The 23,317-nt window shown below is 73.8% G+C and carries 23 protein-coding genes and 1 pseudogene; 9 read left to right on the top strand and 15 right to left on the bottom strand.

Translation table 11 applies throughout. The annotated features are described in order from the left end of the window. Positions 1-343: 343 nt before the first annotated feature. A pseudogene (locus ACGFSC_RS15145) lies at positions 344-619 on the top strand (DNA-binding response regulator); the annotation flags it as partial. Between the two features lie 192 nt (positions 620-811). On the opposite strand, the gene ACGFSC_RS15150 reads toward ACGFSC_RS15145, so the two are convergent. The 3 genes from ACGFSC_RS15150 to ACGFSC_RS15160 form a co-directional block, all read right to left on the bottom strand. Next, on the bottom strand, positions 812-1,582 hold the full coding sequence (locus ACGFSC_RS15150) for a peptidyl-tRNA hydrolase (RefSeq protein WP_359900524.1): 771 nt from the start codon (positions 1,580-1,582) through the stop codon (positions 812-814). Positions 1,583-1,730: 148 nt separating this feature from the next. Then, positions 1,731-1,928 (bottom strand): hypothetical protein, encoded by a 198-nt coding sequence (locus ACGFSC_RS15155; protein ID WP_359900522.1) that lies wholly within the window; start codon positions 1,926-1,928, stop codon positions 1,731-1,733. A 94-nt stretch (positions 1,929-2,022) separates the two neighbouring features. Further along, positions 2,023-2,952 (bottom strand): hypothetical protein, encoded by a 930-nt coding sequence (locus ACGFSC_RS15160; RefSeq protein ID WP_359900520.1) that lies wholly within the window; start codon positions 2,950-2,952, stop codon positions 2,023-2,025. A gap of 124 nt (positions 2,953-3,076) precedes the next feature. On the opposite strand from ACGFSC_RS15160, the gene ACGFSC_RS15165 reads away from it, so the two are divergent. Together ACGFSC_RS15165 and ACGFSC_RS15170 are read left to right on the top strand one after the other, a co-directional pair. Then, a complete protein-coding gene (locus ACGFSC_RS15165; RefSeq protein ID WP_359900518.1) occupies positions 3,077-3,448 on the top strand; it encodes a YbjQ family protein in 372 nt (123 codons plus the stop codon). Between the two features lie 207 nt (positions 3,449-3,655). Next, positions 3,656-4,780 (top strand): NAD(P)-binding domain-containing protein, encoded by a 1,125-nt coding sequence (locus tag ACGFSC_RS15170; protein WP_359900516.1) that lies wholly within the window; start codon positions 3,656-3,658, stop codon positions 4,778-4,780. Between the two features lie 6 nt (positions 4,781-4,786). On the opposite strand, the gene paaE is transcribed toward ACGFSC_RS15170, so the two are convergent. The 8 genes from paaE to ACGFSC_RS15210 form a co-directional block, all read right to left on the bottom strand. Further along, entirely contained in the window at positions 4,787-6,010 is a 1,224-nt protein-coding gene (gene paaE / locus ACGFSC_RS15175) for a 1,2-phenylacetyl-CoA epoxidase subunit PaaE (protein WP_359900514.1), read from the bottom strand. Beyond that, complete coding sequence (gene paaD, locus ACGFSC_RS15180) at positions 6,011-6,586, bottom strand: 1,2-phenylacetyl-CoA epoxidase subunit PaaD (protein WP_359900527.1); 576 nt, start codon at positions 6,584-6,586, stop codon at positions 6,011-6,013. A gap of 80 nt (positions 6,587-6,666) precedes the next feature. Further along, a complete protein-coding gene (gene paaC, locus ACGFSC_RS15185) occupies positions 6,667-7,605 on the bottom strand; it encodes a 1,2-phenylacetyl-CoA epoxidase subunit PaaC (RefSeq protein ID WP_359900512.1) in 939 nt (312 codons plus the stop codon). Between the two features lie 13 nt (positions 7,606-7,618). Then, entirely contained in the window at positions 7,619-7,936 is a 318-nt protein-coding gene (gene paaB, locus ACGFSC_RS15190; protein WP_359900510.1) for a 1,2-phenylacetyl-CoA epoxidase subunit PaaB, read from the bottom strand. Further along, positions 7,933-9,090 carry a 1,2-phenylacetyl-CoA epoxidase subunit PaaA gene (gene paaA, locus ACGFSC_RS15195; RefSeq protein ID WP_380348310.1) on the bottom strand — a complete coding sequence of 386 codons (1,158 nt, stop codon included), beginning with the start codon at positions 9,088-9,090 and terminating at the stop codon, positions 7,933-7,935. The genes paaB and paaA overlap by 4 nt, the downstream gene beginning before the upstream one ends. 193 nt (positions 9,091-9,283) lie before the next feature. Then, a complete protein-coding gene (locus ACGFSC_RS15200; RefSeq protein ID WP_359900506.1) occupies positions 9,284-10,960 on the bottom strand; it encodes a M20 family metallopeptidase in 1,677 nt (558 codons plus the stop codon). A gap of 817 nt (positions 10,961-11,777) precedes the next feature. Next, complete coding sequence (locus ACGFSC_RS15205) at positions 11,778-12,437, bottom strand: response regulator transcription factor (protein ID WP_359900504.1); 660 nt, start codon at positions 12,435-12,437, stop codon at positions 11,778-11,780. Beyond that, positions 12,434-13,783 carry a histidine kinase gene (locus ACGFSC_RS15210; RefSeq protein WP_359900502.1) on the bottom strand — a complete coding sequence of 450 codons (1,350 nt, stop codon included), beginning with the start codon at positions 13,781-13,783 and terminating at the stop codon, positions 12,434-12,436. The genes ACGFSC_RS15205 and ACGFSC_RS15210 overlap by 4 nt, the downstream gene beginning before the upstream one ends. Before the next feature lie 197 nt (positions 13,784-13,980). Here ACGFSC_RS15210 and ACGFSC_RS15215 point away from each other — a divergent pair, with 197 nt between their 5' ends. The 5 genes from ACGFSC_RS15215 (at position 13,981) to ACGFSC_RS15235 (ending at position 18,162) form a co-directional block, all read left to right on the top strand. Then, on the top strand, positions 13,981-14,907 hold the full coding sequence (locus tag ACGFSC_RS15215) for a translation initiation factor IF-2 (RefSeq protein WP_359900500.1): 927 nt from the start codon (positions 13,981-13,983) through the stop codon (positions 14,905-14,907). Positions 14,908-14,916: 9 nt separating this feature from the next. After that, positions 14,917-15,219, top strand: a complete 303-nt coding sequence (locus tag ACGFSC_RS15220; protein WP_359900498.1) for a GNAT family N-acetyltransferase — start codon at positions 14,917-14,919, stop codon at positions 15,217-15,219. A gap of 296 nt (positions 15,220-15,515) precedes the next feature. Then, entirely contained in the window at positions 15,516-16,451 is a 936-nt protein-coding gene (locus ACGFSC_RS15225; RefSeq protein ID WP_380348452.1) for an aldo/keto reductase, read from the top strand. A 71-nt stretch (positions 16,452-16,522) separates the two neighbouring features. After that, entirely contained in the window at positions 16,523-17,110 is a 588-nt protein-coding gene (locus tag ACGFSC_RS15230; RefSeq protein WP_359900495.1) for a TetR family transcriptional regulator, read from the top strand. Positions 17,111-17,217: 107 nt separating this feature from the next. After that, positions 17,218-18,162: an ADP-ribosylglycohydrolase family protein gene (locus ACGFSC_RS15235; protein ID WP_359900493.1), complete on the top strand. Its 945-nt coding sequence runs from the start codon at positions 17,218-17,220 to the stop codon at positions 18,160-18,162. Here ACGFSC_RS15235 and ACGFSC_RS15240 read toward each other — a convergent pair. Both ACGFSC_RS15240 and ACGFSC_RS15245 read right to left on the bottom strand, forming a co-directional pair. After that, positions 18,149-18,412, bottom strand: coding sequence for a GlsB/YeaQ/YmgE family stress response membrane protein (locus tag ACGFSC_RS15240; RefSeq protein ID WP_359900491.1), 264 nt, complete (start codon positions 18,410-18,412; stop codon positions 18,149-18,151). The two genes, ACGFSC_RS15235 and ACGFSC_RS15240, sit on opposite strands and share 14 nt — an antisense overlap. 206 nt (positions 18,413-18,618) lie before the next feature. Beyond that, the gene (locus ACGFSC_RS15245; RefSeq protein ID WP_359900489.1) at positions 18,619-18,885 is read right to left on the bottom strand and encodes a GlsB/YeaQ/YmgE family stress response membrane protein; all 267 of its coding nucleotides are present in this window, start codon (positions 18,883-18,885) and stop codon (positions 18,619-18,621) included. A gap of 269 nt (positions 18,886-19,154) precedes the next feature. Between ACGFSC_RS15245 and ACGFSC_RS15250 the strand changes: the two genes are divergently transcribed. Next, a complete protein-coding gene (locus ACGFSC_RS15250) occupies positions 19,155-20,402 on the top strand; it encodes a glycosyltransferase (RefSeq protein WP_359900487.1) in 1,248 nt (415 codons plus the stop codon). Between the two features lie 131 nt (positions 20,403-20,533). Here ACGFSC_RS15250 and ACGFSC_RS15255 read toward each other — a convergent pair whose 3' ends face one another. Together ACGFSC_RS15255 and ACGFSC_RS15260 are read right to left on the bottom strand one after the other, a co-directional pair. Further along, positions 20,534-22,090 (bottom strand): NCS1 family nucleobase:cation symporter-1, encoded by a 1,557-nt coding sequence (locus tag ACGFSC_RS15255; protein WP_359900485.1) that lies wholly within the window; start codon positions 22,088-22,090, stop codon positions 20,534-20,536. 209 nt (positions 22,091-22,299) lie between these two features. After that, entirely contained in the window at positions 22,300-23,313 is a 1,014-nt protein-coding gene (locus tag ACGFSC_RS15260) for a TIGR03842 family LLM class F420-dependent oxidoreductase (RefSeq protein ID WP_359900483.1), read from the bottom strand. Between the last annotated feature and the right edge of the window lie 4 nt (positions 23,314-23,317).

Genomic DNA, 23,317 nt, shown 5'->3' on the forward strand with positions numbered 1-23,317 from the left:
CCGCATCGCCCTCACCGCGGCCGGACGCACCCTCGTGGACGCCGCCTTCACCGACCACGCGGCCAACGAGACCGCGCTGCTCTCCGCCCTCTCGGAGGAGGAACGGGCCACCCTGGACGGGCTCCTGCGCAAACTGCTCGCCGACGTCGAGGGCGCGGAGAGCCCCGCGCCCTGACAGCCCCGCCCGAGGACTGACCGACCCCGGACCTGACCTTCGCAGCCATTACGAACGACGACTGAGCCGGCACGGATTAATTCATTCTTTCCTTCCTTCCGCACCAGCCCGACCGGCCACCTCCGAGCTCGGGCTCCGAGGCCGGCTCACATCCTGCGGCCGGCGGCCAGGTCCGTGCAGGCCAGGACGGCGATCACCACCACTACTGCAACCGCGGCCGGCATCCGCACGATCGACCTCGGCAACGCGGAGATCGAGCGCGCGATCGGCTACCTGCTCAAGGACACCACGCGCGATCAGCTCGTCGACGCCATCCGATCCGCCTCCCGCGGCGAGACCGTCCTGACCCCGAGGGTCGCGGAGCGGCTGGTTGCCCGCATGCGGCAACCAGCTCCGGTGACCCTGACCACCCGGGAGGTGGATGTGCTGAGCGCGGTCGCCGAACGGGTCCGGCATCGAACGGCCAGACAGTTCGCCGACGAACAGGCCGCGGCCTTCGCGATGCCTACCCGTCCTGCCCGTTGGCGGGAGCGCCATCCCCGGCCCGCTCCGAGAAGACCCGCCGGAGACATGCGACTGCCGGGAACGTACGCGCCTCACCTGCCACGTTGCTGTTTCGGGGTCAGCTTGGTGCGTTCACGGGCGCCGAAGGCGCGGGGTGGGGCAGTAGCGCGTGCCTCCTTCGAGGACAACAGTCGGCCCGGGGGCGATCTCGGTGAAGCCCGCGTCCTGGACCACCGGCAGCCCGCTGCGGACGAGTTCCTCCCACGCCTGCGGCGAGGCCGTTCGGACCGCGAGCGCGAAACCGGCCTCGGCCCACTCCTTGCGCTGCGCCTCGTCCAGCCGCCACCACCCGAGCTGGGCGGCGTGCCCGGTCTGCGCCATCGTCTTGCCCGCGCTCATCTCCAGCTCGGGGTTGAGCCACAGCACCGGCAGCCCCGGCTCGGGCGCCGTGACCTCGGCCGTCTCCTCAAGGTCCGTCCCGGACACCTGGAGCTTGGCGAGGTCCTTCGGCCACCCGTCCAGCGGGACCGGCGGGAACACCCGCACCTCGGCCTCCCGGCCGTGCACCGTGAGGCCCGGCAGCTCGCCCGCCCGGCGCCACTCCCCGCCCCGGGCCCGCCGGACCACCTTGCGGATCCGGGCGTCCTCCCAGGCCGCGACCCGCTCCGCCCACTCGCCGTCCGCCCCGGTCACCCGGGGGTCGGACAGCAGGGTGAGCACCGCCCGGGCCGAGGTCTCCAGCGCGTCCGTCCGGCTCGGCGGAGTGGCCCGCTCCATCCGGACGACCAGGGGCAGCACGTACTGCGGCCGCTCGTCGCGGTCCTCGCGGTCCTCTCGCTCCGGGGCCTCGCCGGGGTCGGCCGCAGGGGCCGGGGGCTCGGAGACCGGAGCCGGAGGAACCACGGCCGGAGTCGGAGCGGTGGAGGTCGAAGCAGTGGAGGTCGGGGCAGTGGGGGTCGGGGCATCGGAAGGATCAGTCACCCGTCCAGGATGCCAGCCCCGCTCCGGACGACTCGGCCCGGCCCGACCGCCGCAGCGTCCACCTCCACGCTCACCGCAGCCGCTGCCGCAGCTCGTCCACCGCCGTCCGGATGCTCTCGCTGTACGCGTCCCCCGGCAGCGCGTCCTCCGACAGCGCGTCCAGACTGCGCACGGCGCGTTCGAGCTGCTCACGGGCGAGGTCCGGCTCGCCGAGCTCGAGGTGGTCCGAGGCCAGGTTGAGGTGCAGCGAGGGGTAGAAGGCGCGCACCTGGAGGGCCGACTCGTACGCCCCGGGTGCCCGATACCCGGCGTCCGATGCCCGGCGCCCGACGCCGACGCCCGCCCTACGGCGCAGCGGCCCGTCAGCGCCGGTAGCCGCGCTGAGGGTCCCGCTCCTCGGCGTCCTCGTACATCAGGAACCAGCCCTCCGGGTGGGTGGCCGCCAGCAGCACCTCCGTGCGCTGCTCCGCCCCCAGTTCCGGATCGCCGTCGTCCGGCCCGTAGACCCCGAACAGTTCGTCGTGGCAGCCGTCCCAGTCGTAGTCGTACAGGTCGGCCGGGAGGTCGCCCATCATGTCCGCGACCGACTCGGGCTGGGCGCCGAGCAGCGTCCGGGCATCCACCAGGGCCATCCGCAGCGCCACGTCCTCGGCCAGGCAGCGTGGCAGCGGCCACTCGCCGAGCGCGAGGTCGTCGGCGAGGTCGTCGAAGGCCCGGGCCATCGCGCGGCGCCAGCTCCGGTGCATCCGCCAGGTGCGTTCGGGGAGCCGGGTGAACACCGTCCAGTCCGCGTCCTCGCCGTCGACGATCGCCTCGTCCCCGTGCTCGTCGAAGTCGTCGTACGCGGCGTCGGCCAGGCCTATCAGCTGGGCGTGGAGCAGGCAGGCGGTGCGCGGGGTGAGCGTCCAGTCCGCGCCCGCGCCGCCGTCCTCCTCGTCGCCCTCCAGCGGGAACAGGTCGGCGAAGTCCGGTGTGAAGTCCTCCGTGACGCTGATCTCCAGCGTCCCGCCCATCGCCTCGACCCCGGGGATGGCGGCCACCAGCCGGTCCGGATGCAGCAGCGCGCCGAGCGCCGCGTTGGCGTCCTCGGCGACCTCGCGCAGCAGTTCGCGACGCTGGCCGGCCGGGTCGATGCCGTCGAAGTCCAGTTCCTCGACGGCCCTGATCGCGGCCGCGCGCAGGGCCGGCCAGTCGGTGATCCGCAGGCCCAGCACCACCGTCGCCTCGATCTCCTGCGCGCCGGAGTCCTCCGCCGCGCCCGGCCCCTGTGGATGATCGCTTCGCTCGCCCATGGGGCTAACGGTACGGCCTTTCGGCCCCCCGATCACCGGTCGGGACCAGCTTCCGGAAGCGTTCTCGGCCACCGCCCGGCCACGCCTCGGTCACTCGGACGCAGGAACTGGCAGGATGCGTCCCATGGCTGACATCAACGAGTACGGCGGCGGGCAGGGCCCGAACGCCGACGTCCTGGTCGTGACCACCAACGACATCCCCGGCTTCCGGGTCGACCACGTGATCGGCGAGGTCTTCGGGCTGACCGTGCGCAGCCGCCACCTCGGGAGCCAGATCGGTGCCGGTCTGAAGTCGCTGATCGGCGGCGAGCTGCGCGGTCTGACGAAGACCCTGGTCGAGAGCCGCAACGAGGCCATGCAGCGGCTGGTCGAGCAGACCAAGGCGCGCGGCGGCAACGCCGTCCTGATGATGCGCTTCGACGTCACGGAGGCGGCCGACGTCGGCACCGAGGTCTGCGCCTACGGCACCGCCGCGGTCATCTCCCCGCTCTCCTGACGCTCCTCCGCGCCTCTGCTCCTCCACGTCCGCGCATCCGCGCCTTCGCGCCTTCGCGCATCCGCCCGCGCACTCCCGTTCGCGACCACCGTTCGCTCCTCCACGGACGCCGACGGAGCCCCGGCGGAACGACGGGAACAGCCGTCGACCCCCCGATGTTTCAGCGGCGTGACTGTTTACGGTGCAACGAACAGCGTTCCGGAACGCGTGGACGTCCTGGTGGTGGGTGCCGGGCAGGCAGGCCTTTCCGCCGCCTACCACCTGGGCCGCCGTGGTTTCGCCCCGTACCGGGCGGGCGTCGACGGCGGTTTCGTCGTCCTCGACGCCAACGCCGTCCCCGGGGGCGCCTGGGCGCACCGCTCGCCGTCCTTGCGGATGGCCACCGTGCACGGCGTCCACGACCTCCCCGACGCCGAACTCCCGCCGCCGGACCCCGGGGCCCGCGCGCGCGAGGTGGTGCCGGAGTACTTCGCAGCGTACGAGGCCCGGCACGCGCTCCCGGTCGTACGCCCGGTCGCGGTGCGTGCCGTACGCGCCGAGTCCGAACGACCGGATGCCCGGCTGCTGGTCGAGACCGACCACGGTGTCTGGTCCACCCGCGCACTGATCAACGCCACCGGCACCTGGACCCGGCCCTTCCTCCCGCACTACCCCGGTCACTTCGCGGGCCGCCAGCTGCACTACGCCGAGTACCGCGGTCCCGAGGAGTTCGCGGGCCGGCGCGTGCTGGTGGTCGGTGGCGGCGCCTCGGCGGTCCAGGTGCTGTCGGAGGTTGCCGCCGTCGGCGAGACGGTGTGGGTCACCCGCTCCGAACCCCTCTACCACGACGGACCGTTCACCCCGGAGTACGGGCGCGCGGTGGTCGCCAAGGTCGAGGAGCGGGTCCGGCAGGGCCTGCCGGTGCGCAGCGTGGTCAGCGTGACCGGGCTCGGCCCGTCCGTCGCCCTCCGGCGCGCCCAGGAGCTGGGCGCGCTGCGCCGCCGCCCGATGTTCGACCGCCTGACCGAGCACGGGGTCGCCTGGGGCGACGAGGAGCTGCCGGTGGACGCGATCGTCTGGGCCACCGGATTCCGGCCCGAGGTCGGGCACCTCGCCCCGCTCGGGCTGCGCTCCCCCGGCGGCGGGATCGCCCTCACCGGCACCCGCGCCACCGCAGACCCGCGCGTCCACCTGGTCGGCTACGGTCCGTCCGCCAGCACCGTCGGCGCCAACCGGGCCGGCCGCGCGGCCGTCAACGACCTGGTCAAGCTCCTCGGGGACCCGGCGCTCGCGGCACCGACCGGCGGGAGCCCGGCGCTCGCGGACCGGGTCGCGGAACCCGCCGCCGTCTGAGCTCGCTCAGCGGTCGTAGTCGACGGTCACCCGGTCGGTGAGCGGGCGGGCCTGGCAGGTCAGGACGTACCCGGCGGCCAGCTCCTTCTCCTCCAGGGCGAAGTTGCGGCGCATCTCCACCTCGCCCTCGGTGACCAGGGCGCGGCAGGTGCCGCAGACTCCGCCCTTGCAGGCGAACGGCAGGTCCGGCCGGGAGCGCTGGGCGCCGTCCAGGATCGAGCGGTCGCGCGGGAGGCAGAGCGTGCTGCCGCGGCCGTCGAGCACGACGGTCACCTCGCTCTGCGGGCCCGACCCGCCGTCGGCCGAGGCGTCCGTCCGGTCCCAGTCCTCGTCGCGCTCCGGGAGCGGCTCGTCCTCGGCGTGGAACAGCTCCTGGTGCACCCGCTCGCCCGGCACGTCCAGTTCCGCGAGCAGGTCCTTGGCCCCGGTGACCATGCCGAACGGGCCGCACAGCCACCAGTGCCCGACGCTCCCGACGTCCACCAGCGCCGCCAGCAGCGCGCGTACCCGCTCCGGGTCCAGCCGGCCGCTGAGCAGCTCGGCGTCCCTGGTCTCCCGGGAGAGCACGTGGACCAGCTGGAAGCGGCCGAGGTAGCGGTCCTTGAGGTCGGCCAGCTCGTCCGCGAACATCACGGTGTCGCTGCGCCGGTTGCCGTAGAGCAGGGTGACGGTGGAGCTGAGGTCGGCGGCCAGCACGGAGGCGGCGATCGACAGCATCGGGGTGATGCCGGAGCCCGCCGCGAGCAGCACGTGGTCGGCCGGGACCCCGAGTTCGGGGGTGAACAGGCCGGACGGCGTCAGCACCTCCACCTCCTCGCCGGGCTTCGCCTCGCGCACCAGCCAGCGCGAGAACAACCCGCCGGGCACCTCCCGGACGGCGATCCGCAGCGGCCCGCCGACCGGGGCGCAGATCGAGTACGAGCGGCGCTCGTCGGCGCCGTCCACCAGCTTGCGCAGGGTCAGCGTCTGCCCGGGGCGGAAGGCGTACTCCCCCGCCAGCCCGTCCGGCACCGCGAAGGTCACCGCGACGGCGTCCTCGCAGAGCCGCTCGACCCGGTCGATCCGCAACCGGTGGAAGGTCGGACGGCGGGCGGGGCGGATGCCGGTCGCGGACCCGGCGTCGACGGACGCGGAGACCACGGACCCGGTGTCGACGGACCCGGTGTCGACGGACGCGGGAACAGCGGCGGCGGGAACGGCGGAGCCGGCGGCGGCGGAAGCGGCGGGCATTCAGATCTCCTTGACGCGTTCGAACGGCTCGCGGCAGGCCCGGCAGCGCCAGAGCGCCTTGCAGGCGGTGGAACCGAAGCGGGACAGCTCCTCCGTGTCGGTCCCGCCGCACTGCGGGCACGGCACGGGGGGAACGGTGCCCGGCCCGGCCGTGGTCGGGGCTCCGGAGCGGGTCGGGCCCAGCGTGAGCGCCACCGGTCCGGCCGCGGCCGCGACGGCGGCGGTCGGGCGCGGTGGGGCGATGCCCGCCTCGGCGAGCTTGCGGCGGCCCTCGGCGGTGATCAGGTCGGTGGACCACGGCGGGTCCAGCCGCAGCCGCACCCGGACGTCCGGGTAGCCGGCCGCGCGCAGCCGGCGGTCCACGTCGGCGGCCATCTCGGCGACGGCGGGGCAGCCCGAGTAGGTCGGGGTCAGCCAGGCGGTGACGGTACCGCTGCCGCCGTCCACCTCGACCCCGGCCAGGACGCCCAGGTCGGCCAGGGTGAGCATGGGAAGCTCCGGGTCCGGGACGGCTGCGGCGACGGCCCAGGCCACGTCGCGGGTCGTCGGTTCCGCCGCGCCCGTCGTGCCCGCCATGCCCGTCGCGACCTCGTCGGTCACGATGCCGTCGGTCGCCACGTCGTGGGTCGCCACCTCGTCGGTCACCATGTCGTTGGTCACCATGTCGCCCCCGGGTGGGCTCGGGCCAGCACCTGGAGCTCGGCGAGCAGCGGGCCCAGCGCCTCGGTGTGCACGCCGTCCCGGCCGGCCCGGCCGAGGACGGTGGCCAGCGGCGGCGCGTCCGGCAGGGTCAGACCGGCCTCGGCGAGGACGGCGGTGAGCGAGCGCAGCACCGGTTCGCGCAGGGTCGCCGGGTCGACACCCGCCCGCAGCTCCACCGGGTGCGCCGTGAACAGCTCCTCCAGCAGCGGCCAGACCGCGTCCAGCCCGGCCTGCATCCGCTCGGCCGAGTACGGCGTGCCGTCGCCGAGACGAAGCGTCCAGGCGGTCGCGTACTCCCGGTGGTAGGCGAGCTCCTTGACACCCCGGGTCGCGACCGCGGCCAGCACCGGATCGGGGTGCGCGCTCAGCGCCTCGTACAGGGCGCCGCGCGCGGTGGCGAACAGCAACAGCCGGGCGATCGAGTACGCGAAGTCGCCGTTCGACGTCTCCACCAGGCGGACGTTGCGGAACTCGTGCTCCTCGCGCCAGTACGCCAGGTCGTCCTCGGTGCGGCCGGTGCCGTCCGCCTGCCCGGCCCGGGTGAGCAGCAGGCGGGCCTGGCCGAGCAGGTCGAGGCCCAGGTTGGCGAGCGCGACCTCCTCCTCCAGCTCGGGCGCCCGGGTGCACCACTCGATCAGCCGCTGCGCGAGGACCAGGGCGTCGTCGCCCAGCATCTGGCAGTAGGCGGCGAGGTCGGCGCCGTCCAGACCGGCGGGCAGCGTGGTGTCCACGCCGAGCAGCGGGTCGGCGAAGCCCGTCCCGTACGCCCAGCGGCCCTCGCCCTCGGGTCCGGGGGCGGCGTCGGCGAGGCTGAGGTAGACGTGGTCGTCCTGGCCGGCGCCCGGGCCGGCGCCGGTGGTGGTTCCGGTGGTGGAGGTGGTGTGGTCGTGCACGGTGGCTCCCCCGTCAGATGTGCGGGACATCCTCGGGGATGTCGTAGAAGGTCGGGTGGCGGTAGACCTTGTCGCCGCTGGGATCGAAGAACGGGTCGCGCTCGTCCGGGGTGGAGGCGGTGATCGCGTCCGAGCGGACCACCCAGAGGCTCACGCCCTCGTTGCGCCGGGTGTACAGGTCGCGGGCGGCGAGCAGCGCCATCCGGTCGTCGGCGGCGTGCAGCGAACCGACGTGGACGTGGTTCAGCCCCCGCCGGGGGCGCACGAACACCTCGTACAGCGGCCAGCCGGCCTTGGACCCGGCCGGGGAGCCAACCTGGGGCTCGGTCACTTTCCGTTCTCCTGTTCGGTGGCTTCGGTGAGTCCGGGGGCTTGGTCGGCTCCGGGGGCGTCGACGGCTCCGGCGGTTTCGGCAGCCCCGGTGGCCTCAACGGCTCGGGCAGCCTCGGCGGCGCGCTTGGCCGCGTAGGCGACGGCGGCCTCGCGCACCCAGGCGCCGTCCTCGTGGGCGGCACGGCGACGTTCGATCCGCTGGGCGTTGCAGGGGCCCTGGCCGTGGATGACCCTGGTCAGCTCGGACCAGTCCGGCTCGCCGAAGTCCCAGCCGCCGCGCTCCTCGTTCCAGCGCAGCTCCGGGTCCGGGAGCGTGACCCCCAGGTGCTCGGCCTGCGGGACGGTCATGTCGACGAACCGCCGGCGCAGCTCGTCGTTGCTGTGCCGCTTGATCCGCCAGGCCATCGAGCGGGCGCTGTTCGGCGAGTCGGAGTCCGAGGGGCCGAACATCATCAGCGACGGCCACCACCAGCGGTCCACCGCGTCCTGGACCATCCGGCGCTGGGCCTCGGTTCCGCGCATCAGCGTCATCAGGAGCTCGTAGCCCTGGCGCTGGTGGAAGGACTCCTCCTTGCAGATCCGCACCATCGCGCGGGCGTACGGGCCGTAGCTGCACCGGCAGAGCGGGACCTGGTTGCAGATCGCGGCGCCGTCCACCAGCCAGCCGATCACCCCGACGTCGGCGAAGGTGAGGGTCGGGTAGTTGAAGATCGAGGAGTACTTCTGGCGGCCGGAGATCAGCTTCTCGGTGAGCTCGGCGCGGTCGACGCCGAGGGTCTCGGCGGCGGCGTAGAGGTAGAGGCCGTGACCGGCCTCGTCCTGGGCCTTGGCGAGCAGGATGGCCTTGCGGCGCAGGGACGGCGCCCGGGTCAGCCAGTTGCCCTCGGGCTGCATGCCGATGATCTCGGAGTGTGCGTGCTGGGCGATCTGGCGGATCAGGGTGGCCCGGTAGGCGTCGGGCATCCAGTCCCTGGGCTCGATCCGCTGCTCGGCGACGACGACCGCCTCGAACCGGTCCTCCGGCGTCTGCGCGGGGACCGCCTCGGCCACCTCTGCTGTCACCACAGTCCCCTCTCGTGTCCTGCCCGTCCTGCCCGGTCGGCTGCCGGAGTACCCGATCAACCAACCGACTGACCGTTCGGTCGGTACCATTCTGCGCAGCGGGGCGGAGGGATGGCAAGGTGCGAAACAGATAACAGCTGACAGATTTCAGAATCTGTCAGCTGTTATCTGTCGGCTGTCATCTGTTCGCCGGCGCCTGTCGGCCGTCCGCTGTCTGCTTCCGGCTGTTAGCTGTCAGCTGTCAGCTGACAGCTGCCGACCGTCAGCGGCTCACCGCAACGCCTCACCCCTCCGCGCGGTCACGCAGTCGCGGCAGCGGAACGGCGAGCAGCGCCGCCAGCAGCGCGATCCGGGGGGCGATCTGGTCGAGCCGGATGTATTCGTGCCGGGCATGGGCCCCGGCACCGACCGCCCCGAAGCCGTCCAGGGTCGGAAGCCCGCGCGAGCCCGGCAGGTTGGTGTCCCCCGCCCCGCCCGCCGGACCGCCGTCCAGCTGCTGACCGAGCACCGCGGCGAGCGAACGCACGTGCCGCAGCAGCGGGTTGCCGGTCCGCTCGGGCCAGGCCGGACGACTGGACAGCACCTCCGTACGAACCCGGGCACCCGGACGCAACGGGGCGAGCCGGGCGAGGTCGTCGAGCGTGCGGCGCTGCGCCTCGACAGTGGCGAAGCGCAGCCCCAGCTCGGCCTCGGCCCGGCCGGCGACCACGTTGGCACGCGAACCACCACTGATCCGACCGGCGTTCAGTTCGGTGCCGGGCTGGCCGGCGAGGTCCCGCACCACCACGAGCTGGTCCACCAGCTCGTCGACCGCGGACACCCCGTCGTGGGCGTCGTTGCCCGCATGCGCCTCGCGGCCGGTCACGGTGAGCCGCACCCGGGTGCTGCCGCGCCGCGCGGTCTTCAACCGACCGTCGGGGTGCGGTGGTTCGAGCCCCAGGACCGCCGCGGCGCCGCGCAACTGGCGCTCGACCAGGCGCCGCCCGTCCGGGCTGCCCACCTCCTCGTCGGAGACCACGACCAGGCGGACGGTCCGGTGCGGGCGCTCGCCCAGGTCCGCGAGCAGCGACAACGCGCTCTCCAGGACGGCGAGTCCACCCTTCATGTCGACCACGCCGGGGCCGGTGAGCCGACCGTCCTGCTCGGTCACCGGCCAGTCCGCGAGGGTGCCGACCGGCCAGACGGTGTCGTGGTGCCCGACGATCAGCAGGTGCGGCAGGGACTCGTCCCGGCCCTCCCACTCCAGCACGAGGTGGTCCCCGGCCGGTCCGGGCTCACGCCGGGCGGTGGCACCGGTGGCACGGAAGCCGGCCGCCAACTCCTCGGCGAGGGCGTCGAGTCTGGGCGCGTCCCCGCTGGGGGACTCGATCCGCGCCAGATCGGCACAGCGCCGCCGGACTGCTCCGGCGAGGGTACGGGCCCGGGCGCTGAGCGCCTGCGGCACACCGGGAAGCGCCGTGATGACGGTGGAGGCCCCGGGGGTGGCGGTGGCGGCCGGGCCCGCCGTGGGCTTTCCGGCCGTGTTCCTCGGCACCGCGGTCGTCGCCACCGCGTTCTTCGCGACGACCGCCTTGGCGAGGGACGACTTCGTGAGGGCGGACTTGGCCACCGCGGTCTTGGCTGCCGTGGTCTTGGCCGCTGCGGTCCTGGTTGCCGCGGTCTTGGCGACGGCTGCCGTGGTCACGGCGGTCTTCGCCGCGCCGGTCGCTACCGCGGCGGCCTGAGCCGAGGCGGCCGGAACCGCAGTGGCCTGAGCCGCAGCGGCAGTTGCGGTGCCGGTGGTGGCGCCCGCAGCGGTGGCGGTGCCGGTGGCACCGACGGTGGTGGCGGCAGTGGTGGTGGTCGCGGTGGTCGCGGCGAGGGCCTCGCCGTCGGTGGCGGCCGGGACGGTGACCGGCGTCGGGTCGGGTTCCACGGCGGCGCCCGGCACGGCGGGCGCCCCGACGATCTGGGGACTCAACGCTCGCCTCCGCGACCACCGCCGGTATACAGCGGCCGTACCGGCCGACCGCTCCCACCCGGGTACCAGGCCCGGCCGGACCGCACCGGTCGACCGGTGTGATGGGCGGCCCACCGGATCGGCCCGTCTGGCCCAAGTACGGTGGAACGGCTGGGCGGCGTGCTTGGCATGTGCGTCCTCCTCGCTCGATCCGGGGGCCCCGGTCCGCCCGGAGCCCCCGTGGACGGTGGCCTCCTGGCAGCGGGCGCAATGGCCGGACCGCCGCAGGGAAGCCGAGATGTGAGCCTAGAAGAACCGTTCGGTTTCCTGCGAGGTGGCCCCGCTCCCAGCGTGCCGGTACCGGGCCCCGCTTCGGAGGCCGCCCGTCCACGATCGGCGCGGGCGCTCGGCGCGCGGGCCTGGATCGGCGCGCGGACGCGGTCGCCGGATCGCGCCCATCTCCACCATGGACCCGCCGCCCGAGTTCGGCAGCGCAAACGGCCAAGGCACGGCAATTCCACGCCGGATGGGTGACAGCGGCTCAGCATGCGATACGAACCGGGAGCACGCGGCGGCTCAGGGAAGCCCGCTGCCCCGCCCACCCCGACTCCGGGGGAACGTCCGGGGAACACCCGCGTGAACACCGGCCGGTGCCGTGCCCCGGTGTGCCCCTCCGAGCCTCGACGTGCCTCGGTTGCCCTCCCGGACACGACAGGGCGGCACCCCTGCACGGCGGGAGCAGGCCCGGTACGGACGTGCACGAATGTGTGCGAGCGTGCGCGAACGACCGGAACCCCGGTGCGCGGTCCCGGCCGCAGTCGCTCTCCGCCGTTCGTCCTCAGCCACCGTCGCCCACCAGCCCGGCGTCGCGTGCGAGCAGCGCCGCCTGGACCCGGTTGCCGACACCGAGCCCGGTCAGGATCCGGCTGACATGCGCCTTGACGGTGCTCTCGCGCATTCCGAGCACGCCCGCGATCTCGGCGTTGGAGAGGCCGTCGGCGAGTTCGCGCAGCACGTCGGTCTCCCGCGGGGTGAGCCCGGCGACCCGGTGACGGGCGGCCACCGACCGGGGTGCCCCGACCCGGTGGTAGCGGTCGATCAGCCGCCGCGCGGCCGCCGGGTGCAGCATCCCCTGACCGCCCGCGACGACGTGGACAGCCCGGGCGATCTCCGCGGGCGGGGTGTCCTTGAGCAGGAAACCGTCCGCCCCGGCCGCGAGCGCCTGGTACACGTACTCGTCCAGATCGAAGGTGGTGAGGGCGATGACCCTTGGGCCGTCCGGGAGTTCGCGCAGCCGCCGAGTGGCGGCGATCCCGTCGAGCCGGGGCATCCGGATGTCCATCAGCGCGACGTCGATCCGCCGGCTGCCGGCGATTTCGACGGCTTGCAGCCCGTCGGCGGCCTCGGCGACCACGGTGAGTGCCGGGTCCTGGGCCAGGAGGTCGACCAGGCCAAGGCGAACCAGCGCGTCGTCGTCGACCACCATTGTTCGGATCATGCGGCACCCTTCGGCTGCTGCTTCGGTTCCTGCTCCGGTTCCATCGAACGCTCCGGTCCCGGAGACGCCCGCGCCGGGTCCGACGGCGCGCGCCCCGGTGGCGGCGGCGAACCCTCGCCCGGGGCGGGAGCCGGGTCGGGCACCAGCTGCGGCGGGCGGTCCGGCGCGGGCAACCGGGCGGAGAGCCGGAAGCCGCCGCCACCCTCCGGACCGGCGTCGAGGTGGCCGCCGAGGGCCTCGACCCGTTCGGCCAGCCCGACCAGCCCGTACCCGCCGCCGGCACCCGGCCCGTCCGGCATCGCCTCGCCCGGGCCGTTGCGGACCTCGACCGTCGTCGCCGGCGCCCCGTAGCCGACCCGGACGGTGACGGGCGCGGCGTGCGCGTACTTGCGGGCGTTGGTCAGCGCCTCCTGGACCAGTCGGTGCACGGCCAGCCGGTGGGTGGTCGGGATGGTCTCCGGGTCTCCCGAGAGGGCGAGTTCGACCCGTTGGCCGGCCAGGTTCGCCTCGCCGACGAGTTCGGTGAGGTCGCGCAGGGCGGGCGCCGGGACGCTCCCGGCCTCGGCCGGCACGGGCGGATCGTCTCCCGCGGCGTGCGGGGCCGGAGGGTCGGCCCGCAGCGCGCCCAGGACGTCGCGCAGATCGTCGAGCGATCGGGCGGCGGTGGTGCGCAGCAGTTCGAGTCGGTGGGTGAGGCGGTCGGTGTCCGCGGCGACGGTGCCGGCCCTGGCCTGGTCGCGCAGCACCCCGGCGTGCAGCACCAGGAGGCTGAGCCGGTGGGCCAGCACGTCGTGCATCTCCCGGGCGATCCGGGCGCGTTCGGCGGCTCGGGCCTGGTCGGCACGCAGCTCGCGCTCGCGGCGCAGCGCGTCGACCTGCTCGTGCAGGGTGCGGATCAGCACCCGTCTGCCGTGCAGCCACAGGGCGACCGCCAGGACGGCGGCCTGGACGAGGAGTTGGGACCCGGCGGTGCCGGCCCAGCCGATCAGCGAATCCGCACCCGCCGCACTGCCCACCACGATGGCCGCGCCGCCCGCCACCGCCGGGCCGGTCCGGCCCAGGTAGGCGAGGTGGAAGACGCTGAACAGGCCGGGGAAGGCCCGGTTGAACGACCCGCCGGTGAGCACCGGCAGTACGGCCGAGGCCACCGGGTAGCGGCGGGCGAAGACGAGCGAGAGCGCGGCGAGTGCGGCAACGACCGTACGCGGCAGGCGCAGTGGACCGTCGGAGTGCGTCCACTGGACCAACGCCTCCTCGATGCCCAGGCCGAGCACTCCGAGCAGCAACAAGGTATCGGTCCCGGCCCGGTGGTCCGGCCCGTACCAGCCGAGCACACTCCTGCGCATGACGCTCCTCCCTTCCTCTCCCCCTGCCCCGAAAGCCTTCCGCACGTTCGGTGTTCGGTACCTCGGGCTCGATGCTAGGGGCGCTCGACCGTGGAACACCTCTGTCTTCCGGGTAACCGCACCCTCGACTTTCGTCGGGGGTCGGCGCCACTGACCGGCCGATTCGCGGCGGCCCCGTGCTGCCTAGCGTCGACGGCATGACCAGTGAACGGCTCCACCACGGCCCCAAGTCCCTTTCCCCCCGGTACGGTTCGTCCGTCGGCGGGGACCGCCTGCTGTTCCTCGCCGAGGCCCTGCGCACCTTCCACGACACCGGCGCGCTGGCCCCGAGCGGCCCTGAGCTGGTGAACGCGCTGGTGGTACCGGTCACCAGCCGCCCGAACCGTCCGATCTCGGTGCTGGAGGTCGGCGCCGGAACGGGCGTGGTGACCCGCCGGCTCGCCCGAGTGCTGCGCCCCGGCGACCGGTTGCACGTCGTCGAGGCCAACCCGCGGTTCGCCGAGCGGCTCCGGGAGGACCCCGTCCTGGCCGCGCGCCATCCCGGCATCGGGCTGCGGATGTCGGCCTGCCGGGTCGAGGAGCTTCCGGAGTCCCGTGCGGCGGAACCGGAGGGGGCCCGGCCGGAGGACTGCGCGCAGCGGTACGACGCGATCGTGTCCGGGCTGCCGTTCACCAACTTCGAGCCCGCGCGGGTGCGCGACATCCTCGACCTCTACCTGCGGCTGCTGGCGCCCGGTGGCGAGCTGACGTACTTCGGGTACCTCGGCACGACGACGGCGCGCATCCTCACCTCGGGCCCCCGTCGGGGCGCCCGCCACCGGGCGGTGGTGCGGCTGCTGCGGGGGTTCGAGGCGGCGTACGGCCTGGGCGAGCGCACGGTGTGGCGCAACGTGCCGCCCGCCCGCGCCTACCTGCTGCGGGCGCCGGGCGGACGCGAGGCCTGGGCGCCGGTCGGGGGCGCGGCCGGTGAGCCGACGGCCGCCGCCAAGAAGACGTGGACGGAGCGGGCGGAGACGGAGGGGACGGGGACGGGCACGGGGACGACCGGCGATCGACGGGCGGGGCGGCCCCGGTCGCCCGATGACGGACCGGGGCCGGGCCCGACCGCGACTCTCCGGCGGTGAGGAGGCTCGATGGCCCTCTCGGTACGTGACGTGGAAGCCCGCAACCGCTTCGAGGCCTGGGAGGACGACCGGCCGACGGGCTTCGCCGAGTACCTGCGCGGCGACCAGCTGGTGGTCTATCCGCACACCGTGGTCGAGCCCGCCTTCGAGGGCCGGGGCATCGGCAGTGCGCTGGCCCGCGCAGCCCTGGACGACGCCCGCGCCCGCGGCCTGGCCGTGCTGGCGACCTGCCCCTTCATCAAGGGGTGGATGCTCCGCCACCCCGAGTTCACCGATTTCGCGTACGAGAACCGCAGCCGGGTCGCCCGCTGACGGCCGGCGGGCAGCCGTGCCGCGACCGTCCGGGCAGCTGCGGCGGGGGTGGCTGATCCAGGGGCGTTCGTCCGAACAAATGACAACAGACAGAGTTCAACTTTCAGATAACAGACGACAGCGAACAGATTTTGAAATCTGTTCGCTGTCGTGCCACAGTGGGATCCGGGCCACCCTGCCCCCGCCTCCCGGCGCCGCACCCGCCCCTTGGAGTCCCCGTGTCCCCGCACACCCGCCCCGCCCAGCGCACCCTCGGCACCACCGGGCCGGTCACCTCGGCCCTCGGCCTCGGCTGCATGGGCATGTCCGACCTGTACGGCCCGGCCGACGAGGCCGAGAGCATCGCCACCATCCACGCGGCCCTCGACGCCGGAATCACCCTCCTCGACACCGGCGACTTCTACGGCATGGGCCACAACGAGTTGCTGATCCACGAAGCGCTGCGCGGCCGCGACCGCGAGAGCGTGCAGATCAGCGTGAAGTTCGGCGCCCAGCGCGGCCCCGACGGCCAGTGGCTCGGCTACAGCACGAGCCCCGCCGCCACCAAGACCGCGCTCTCCTACACCCTGCGCCGCCTGCGCACCGACCACATCGACGTCTACCGCCCGGCCCGTCTGGACCCGGACGTCCCGATCGAGGAGACCGTCGGCGCCATCGCCGACCTGGTGAAGGCCGGCTACGTCCGCCACATCGGGCTCTCCGAGGTCGGCGCCGACACCCTGCGCCGGGCCGCCGCCGTCCACCCGATCAGCGACCTCCAGATCGAGTACTCGCTGCTCTCCCGCTCGATCGAGGCCGCCGTCCTGCCCACCGCCCGCGAGCTCGGCATCGGCATCACCGCGTACGGCGTGCTCTCCCGCGGCCTGCTCAGCGGCCACTGGGACCGGGAACGCGCCCTCGCCGGCACCGACTTCCGCAGCCACAGTCCGCGCTTCCAGGGCGAGAACCTGGCCCACAACCTGGCGCTGGTCGAGGCCCTGCGCGAGATCGCCGCCGCGCGGGGCGCGACCGTCGCCCAGGTCGCCATCGCCTGGGTCGCCTCGCGCGGGCAGGACGTCGTCCCGCTGGTCGGCGCCCGCCGCCGGGACCGTCTGACCGAGGCCCTCGGCGCGCTCGACGTCACGCTGACCGGGCCCGACCTCGCCGCCGTCGAGGCCGCCGTACCCGCCGGCGCCGCCGCAGGCGACCGGTACGCTGCCGCACAGATGGCCCACCTGGACAGCGAGCACTGACCGCACCACCGGCGCCGCCGCACGACCCAACCGCACGACCCGACCGCACGATCCAAAGGACGGACCTCCCCGTGACCACGGACACCACACTCACCGCCGAGCAGATCCTGATCGCGGCGGAGGACGTCCTCCGGCGGTTCGGCCCGGCCAAGGCCACCGTCGTGGACGTCGCCCGCATCCTCGGCGTCAGCCACAGCAGCGTCTACCGCCACTTCCCCAGCAAGGCCGCGCTGCGCGAGGCGGTCACCCAGCGCTGGCTGGACCAGGCGCACCACGAGCTGGCGACCGTCTCCAACGAGGGCGGCCCCGCCTCCGAGCGACTGCACCGCTGGCTGAGGACGCTGTTCACGGCCAAGCGGAAGAAGGCGCTGGACGACCCGGAGCTGTTCGCCACCTACATGGTGCTGGTCGAGGAGAACAGCGGCCTGGTGAACGCCCATGTCGACACCCTGGTCGACCAGATCGCGCAGATCGTCACGGACGGCACGGAGCGCAAGGAGTTCAAGCTCGCCCACATCCGCAACACCGCCCGCGCCGTCTTCGACGCCACCGGCCCCTTCCACGACCCGGCCTACGCGTCCACCTGGTCCACGCCCGGGGTCGACGACCGGTTCGAGGCCGTCTGGAAGCTCGTCCTCGGCGGCCTGAAGGCGAAGTGACGGCACGTCAGCACCCGGGGCGCCGGCGAGCGGCGGGAAATCCGTTCGCCGGCGCCCCGCCCGTCCGGCAGACTGCCGCGCACAGTTGATCTCACTCGGAGGATGACATGCGTGCGGCCCGCCCGGTCCTGGACAGCCTGGAGGGACTCGCCCTCGGCGATGCCTTCGGCGACCGCTGGTTCTCGGTCCCGCCGGACGAGGCACCCGCCGCGCTGGCCGCCCGCCTGGTCCGGCGCGCGCCCTGGCACTGGACCGACGACACCGCCATGGCACTCGTGCTGGTCCGCCACCTGCTCGCTGCGGGAGAGGTCCGGCCGGACGCGCTCGCCCGGGAGTTCGCCGCCGAGTACGCCCGTGAGTACGGCCGCAAGTACGGCCCGTCGATGCACCGGGTCCTGCGCGGGATCGGCGCCGGCGGGGACTGGCGCGCCATCACCGCGGGCCAGTTCGAGGGTCACGGCTCGCACGGGAACGGCGCCGCGATGCGGGTCGCCCCGCTGGGGGCCTGGTTCGCCGACGACCTCGACACGGTGGTCCGGCAGGCCGAACTGCAGGCGCTCACCACCCACTTCCACCCGGAGGCGGTCGCCGGCGCGGTGGCGGTCGCCCTCGCGGCGGCGCTGGCGGTCCGGAGCCGGGGCGGAAGCCCGCCCGGCCGGGCCGAGTTGCTGACCGAGGTCGCCGGACGGCTGCCGGACTGCGAGGTCCGCTCCGGGCTGCGGATCGCCGCCCGGTTGCCCGGGCACACCAGCGTCCGGCACGCCGCCACCGTGCTCGGCTCGGGGGCGCTGATCTCCGCCCCGGACACCGTGCCGTTCGCCCTCTGGTCCGCGGCCGGGCACCTGGACTCGCTGTCCGAGGCCGTCTGGCACACCCTGGAGGGCTGGGGCGACAAGGACACCACCTGCGCCATCGCCGCCGGCGTGGTCGCCGCCCGGACCGGACTCGCGGACGTGCCGCCCGGCTGGCTCGCCGCCCGCGAGCCGCTCCCGGACTGGGTCACCGAGGCGTCCGGGGCCGCCGGCCGCGGTCCGGTGGTCAGCGGCGGGTGATGAAGCGGAACACCTTGTAGGCGAGGAGCAGGACCATCGCGCCGCCGATCGCCGACACCCAGGTCGTGATGTCGAGGAAGCTCACCTTCACCGCCCCGTGCATCCAGTTCGAGACGATCCAGGTGCCGATGTAGGAGCCGGTGATCCCGATCAGGGTGCTGCCGATCAGGCCGCGCTCACCCCTCGACATCGCCATCCTGGCCAGCGTCCCCGACACCAGGCCCAGCACGATCCACGCCATCCAGCTCATCCGCCGCCCCTTGCGTCATCGGTGTGACGACCCCGTCGAGCCCCCGGGTCCGACCGGAAGGACGTACGAGAGCCCCGCACCGTTCCAGCGCCCGGAAGGACCGGTGCGAACCGGCCATCCGGGCGCGGCCGCTCCGGGCGGCGAACCCCCTCTCGGCAGGCCGCCCCATGGCCTCCCGGGTACCGGTGACGGAACGAACCCGGCCGTCAGCGGCGCGAGTTGCCGAACAGCAGCCGGTAGACGATCAGCAGCACCAGGGCGCCGCCGATCGCCGACATCCAGGTCGCGGCGTCGAAGAAGTGCGCGGTGACCGAGCGGTGCAGGAAGTGCGACGCGATCCAGCCGCCGACGAACGATCCGGCGATGCCGATCAGGGTGGTCACGATCAGGCCGCCCGGGTCCTTCCCCGGCAGCAGCAGCTTGGCCAGCGCACCCGCCAGCAGGCCCAGCACGATCCACGCGACGATGCTCATTCCGACATCCCCTCCCGTCCGCGGCGCCCCGGGCCCCGTCCCGTGCGCTCTGCCCGGAAGGACGCCTCCGCCCGCCACCCGGTTCCGCCGCCCGGTTCGGCCGCCCGGCCCGCCGCAGGGATCGGACGGGGTCAGCCACGGGTTCCGCCACGTGGTCAGCCACGGCGCCCGCCACCTGCAGGCCGGCGTTCGATACCGGTCGGCGGGGCCGGGCCACCCCTGCGCGTGGCGCCCTTCCTGCCCGCCGCCGACGCCGAAATACTGCGACCATGCGCATCCTGATCGCCACCGCCGGCTCCCGGGGCGACGTGGCCCCCTTCACCGGGCTCGGCGTCCGCCTGCGGGCGGCCGGACATCAGGTGGCCGTCGCGACCCACGACACCTTCGCCGGGCCCGTACGGGCCGCCGGGCTGGAGTTCCGCCCGCTACCGGTCGACCCGCGCGCCGAACTCGCCTCCGCCGACGGCCGGCGCCTGCTGCGGGCCAGCAGCGGACCGAGTGGAATCCTGCAACTCCTGCGGCTCGCCAGGAGGTTCATGCCCGCACTCGGCGAGGGCATCGCCGATGCCACGGCGCTCGGCACCGATCTGCTGCTGACCACCAGCACCACCAGCGCGCTCGGCCAGGTCGCCGCCGAGGCGGCCGGCATCCCCAGCATCGGGCTGTACCTCCAGCCCCTCTCCCCCACCCGGGAGTTCGCGCCCGCCGTCACCGGCACCCGGTCGCTCGGCCGGTCCGGCAACCTGCTGGCGGGGCACGCCGTCCAGGCCGCGACGGACCAGCTCTTCGGGCCGGCCGTCCGCGGGCTGCGGCAGCGGCTCGGCCTGCCGCCGCTCGGCGTCGCCCGGGCCCGTCGCAACCACCCCGTCCTGCACGGCTTCTCGCCGCTGGTGGTGCCCCGGCCCGCCGACTGGCACCCCCGGCTGGACGTGGCGGGCTACTGGTGGCCGCCCGAGCGGCCGGACTGGACACCCCCGGACCGGCTGCTCGACTTCCTCGCCGCCGGACCGCCGCCGGTCTTCGTCGGCTTCGGCAGCCTGGTCGTCCCCGACCCCGAGCGGCTCACCGCCACCGTCCTCGCCGCCGCCCGCGCCGCCCGGGTGCGCCTCCTCCTCCAGTCCGGCTGGAGCGAACTGGCCGCCGAGGACTCGGACTCCGTCCTGACCATCGGCGACACCCCGCACGACTGGCTCTTCCCCCGCACCGCCGTCGTGGTCCACCACGCGGGCGCCGGAACAACGGCGGCCGCCCTCCGCTCCGGGAGACCCACCGTCCCCGTACCCGCCCAGCTCGACGCACCGTTCTGGTCCGCCCGGCTGGCCCTGCTCGGCGTCTCCCCCGGTCCCGTCCCGCTGCGCACCCTGACCCCGGCCCGCCTCGCCACCGCCCTCCGCCTGACCCTCGACGACCCCCGCTACCGCACCCGCGCCAGGGCCGTCGCGACGGCCCTGGCCGTCGAGGACGGCACCGCGAAAGTCCTCGCCGCCGTCGACCGGGCGGCGGCAGCGGCCGGGTGAGGAGCGACCGGCGGCAGCGGGCGACGGGCGGCAGGCGACAGGCGACAGGCGACAGGCGACGACGAACGACGAACAGCCGACAACCAACAGCTGACAGATTTCAAAATCTGTCAGCTGTTCGCCGTCATCCGTCAGCCCTCCCCCGCCCGCGCAACTCCCCTCCCGAACAGCCCGCTCAGCCCCAGGTACACCACGGCCGCCGCCGCGAGCCCAACGGCCCAGCCGTAATCGGCGAGCGGCTTGAGGACGGGGATCAGGCCGTCCGCCGGGAACGGACCCTGCTTCGCCCCATCGGCGTCAAGGGTGGAGTACGAGCCACCGACCGCCAGCACGCCACCCACCAGGAGCGCCGTGACGGCCCTCCAGTTCCAACCGGCCGCGTACCAGTACGCCCCGCCCGGCCGGTACAGCTCGGCGAGCCGGAGGCGGGTGCGACGCAGCACCCAGTAGTCGGCGATCAGCACTCCGCCGACGGTGCCGAGCAGGCCGCCGACCACGCCCAGCCAGGTGAAGATGTACACGTGCGGGTCGGAGATCAGCCGCCACGGGAGGATCGCGATCCCGACCACCCCCGTGATCAGCGCCCCGGTCCGGAAGCCGACGAGGCGGGGCAGCAGGTTGGCGAGGTCGTAGGCGGGCGACACGACGTTGGCGGCGATGTTCACCGACAGCGTCGCGACCAGCACGGTCAGCAGCGCGAACAGGATGCCGACCGGGTTCTCCATCTTGGCGGCCAGCTGGATCGGATCCCACACCGGCACCCCGTAGACCGCCTCGGAGCCAGAGGTGACCAGCACGGACAGGAACGCGAAGAGCGTCATCGTGGTCGGCAGGCCGAGCGCCTGCCCGCGTATCTGGGCGCGCTGGCTGCCGCCGAAGCGGGTGAAGTCGGGGATGTTCAGCGCGAGCGTGGACCAGAACCCGATCATGCCCATCAGCGCCGGGAAGAAGACCTTCCAGAAGCCGCCGCCCCACCCCAGCCTGGACGGCTGGTCGAGCAGCGGTCCGAGCCCGCCCGCCTTGACGGTGATCCACACCAGCAGCGCGAGCGCGCCGACGATGACGAACGGCGCCGCCCAGTTCTCGAACCGCCGCAGGGCCTCCATCCCCCGCGCGATGATGGCCATCTCGATCAGCCAGAACAGCAGGAACGAGAGCCACTGGGTCCACGGGTGTCCGCCGAACTCACCCGCGGTGCGCCAGGATTCACCGAGCAGTTTGCCGGCCAGCAGGAAGATGCCCTCGCCGCCGATCCAGGTCTGGATGCCGAACCAGGCGCAGGCCACCGCCGCCCGCAGCAGGGCCGGCAGGTTGGCGCCGCGCAGCCCGAACGAGGCGCGGGCGAAGACCGGGAACGGGATGCCGTACTTGGTGCCGGCGTGCCCGGTGAGCAGCATCGGGACCAGCACGACGAGGTTGGCGAGTGCGATGGTCAGCACCGCCTGCTTCCAGTCCATGCCGAGCGCGACCAGGCCCGAAGCCAGGGTCCAGGACGGGATGTTGTGGGCCATGCCGACCCAGAGCGCGAGGAAGTTGTACGTGGTCCAGGTGCGCCGCGCCACCGGGACCGGCCGCAGGTCGTCGCTGGTGAATCCGTTGGGGGGCAACTGTCCGTCGGCCGGGCCGAGTTCGACCCGGCCGTCGGAGTGGTGCAGCTGTCTGCTGCCACTGGTTTCGGTTCCGGACACGGACAACTCCCGTCCGCCGCGGCCGAATCAGCGGCCGGGCTCAGGTTGGGGTCAGGGGCGGGTTCACAGGCAGCTTCACGGGCAGGTACACGGCCGGGTTCACAGGCAGGTACACGGTCGGCTTCACGGCCGGGTTCACAGACAGGCGCACAGGATGATCACGATCGACGGCACGGGCAGGACTTCACACGGAACTGCGCGGGCCGGTGTCACAGGTGCGGGATGACGTCCGTCCCGTACGCGTCGATGGTGGCCTCGATGGCGTCGTGCATGGCGTAGACGGCGAACTGGTCGACGCCGAGCGAGCGGAGCTCCGCCAGCCGGGCCCGGTGCGCGTCCGCCGGGCCGATCAGGCAGAAGCGGTCGACGATCTCGTCCGGGACGAAGGCCGTGTCCGGGTTCCCGACCCGCCCGTGGTGGCTGTAGTCGTAGCCCTGCCGGTCCTTGATGTAGTCGGTGAGCGCCTCCGGCACCAGGTCGGAGTGCTCGCCGTAGTGGCTGACCAGGTCGGCCACGTGGTTGCCCACCATCCCGCCGAACCAGCGGCACTGCTCCCGGGCGTGGGCGAGCGCCTCGGGCGAGTCGTCGGCGGTGACGTAGGCCGGGGCGGCGACGCAGACGGTGACCGAGTCCGGATCCCGGCCGGCCTCGACGGCGGCGGCCCGTACCGCCTTGATCATGAACTCGGTGAGGTACGGATCGGCCAGCTGCAGGATGAAACCGTCGGCCTGACGGCCTGTCAGATTCAGCGCCTTCGGGCCGTAAGCCCCCATCCAGATCGGCAGCGACGCGCCGGAGCGAACCCACGGCAGGTGCATCTCGGTTCCGTCCACCTCGGCGGTGCGCCCCTCGGCCAACTCCTTGATGGCGTGCATGGCTTCGGAGAGCCGGGCGAGGGTGGCGGGGCGTCGTCCGGCGACCCGCATGGCGGAGTCGCCGCGGCCGATGCCGCAGACGGTCCGGTTGCCGTACATGTCGTTGAGCGTGGCGAAGGTGGAGGCGGTCACCTCCCAGGTGCGGGTTCCGGGGTTGGTGACCATCGGGCCGACGGTCATCCGCTCGGTCTCGGCGAGGATCCGGCTGTAGATGACGAAGGGCTCCTGCCACAGCACGCAGGAGTCGAAGGTCCAGCCGTGGCTGAAACCGGCCTGCTCGGCGCGGATCATCCGGTCGATGAGCAGCCGGGCGGGCGGGTCGGTCTGAAGGACGAGGCCGATGTCCATGGAG

Source organism: Kitasatospora sp. NPDC048715, from assembly GCF_043198905.1.
Classification (GTDB): domain Bacteria; phylum Actinomycetota; class Actinomycetes; order Streptomycetales; family Streptomycetaceae; genus Kitasatospora; species Kitasatospora lactacystinica.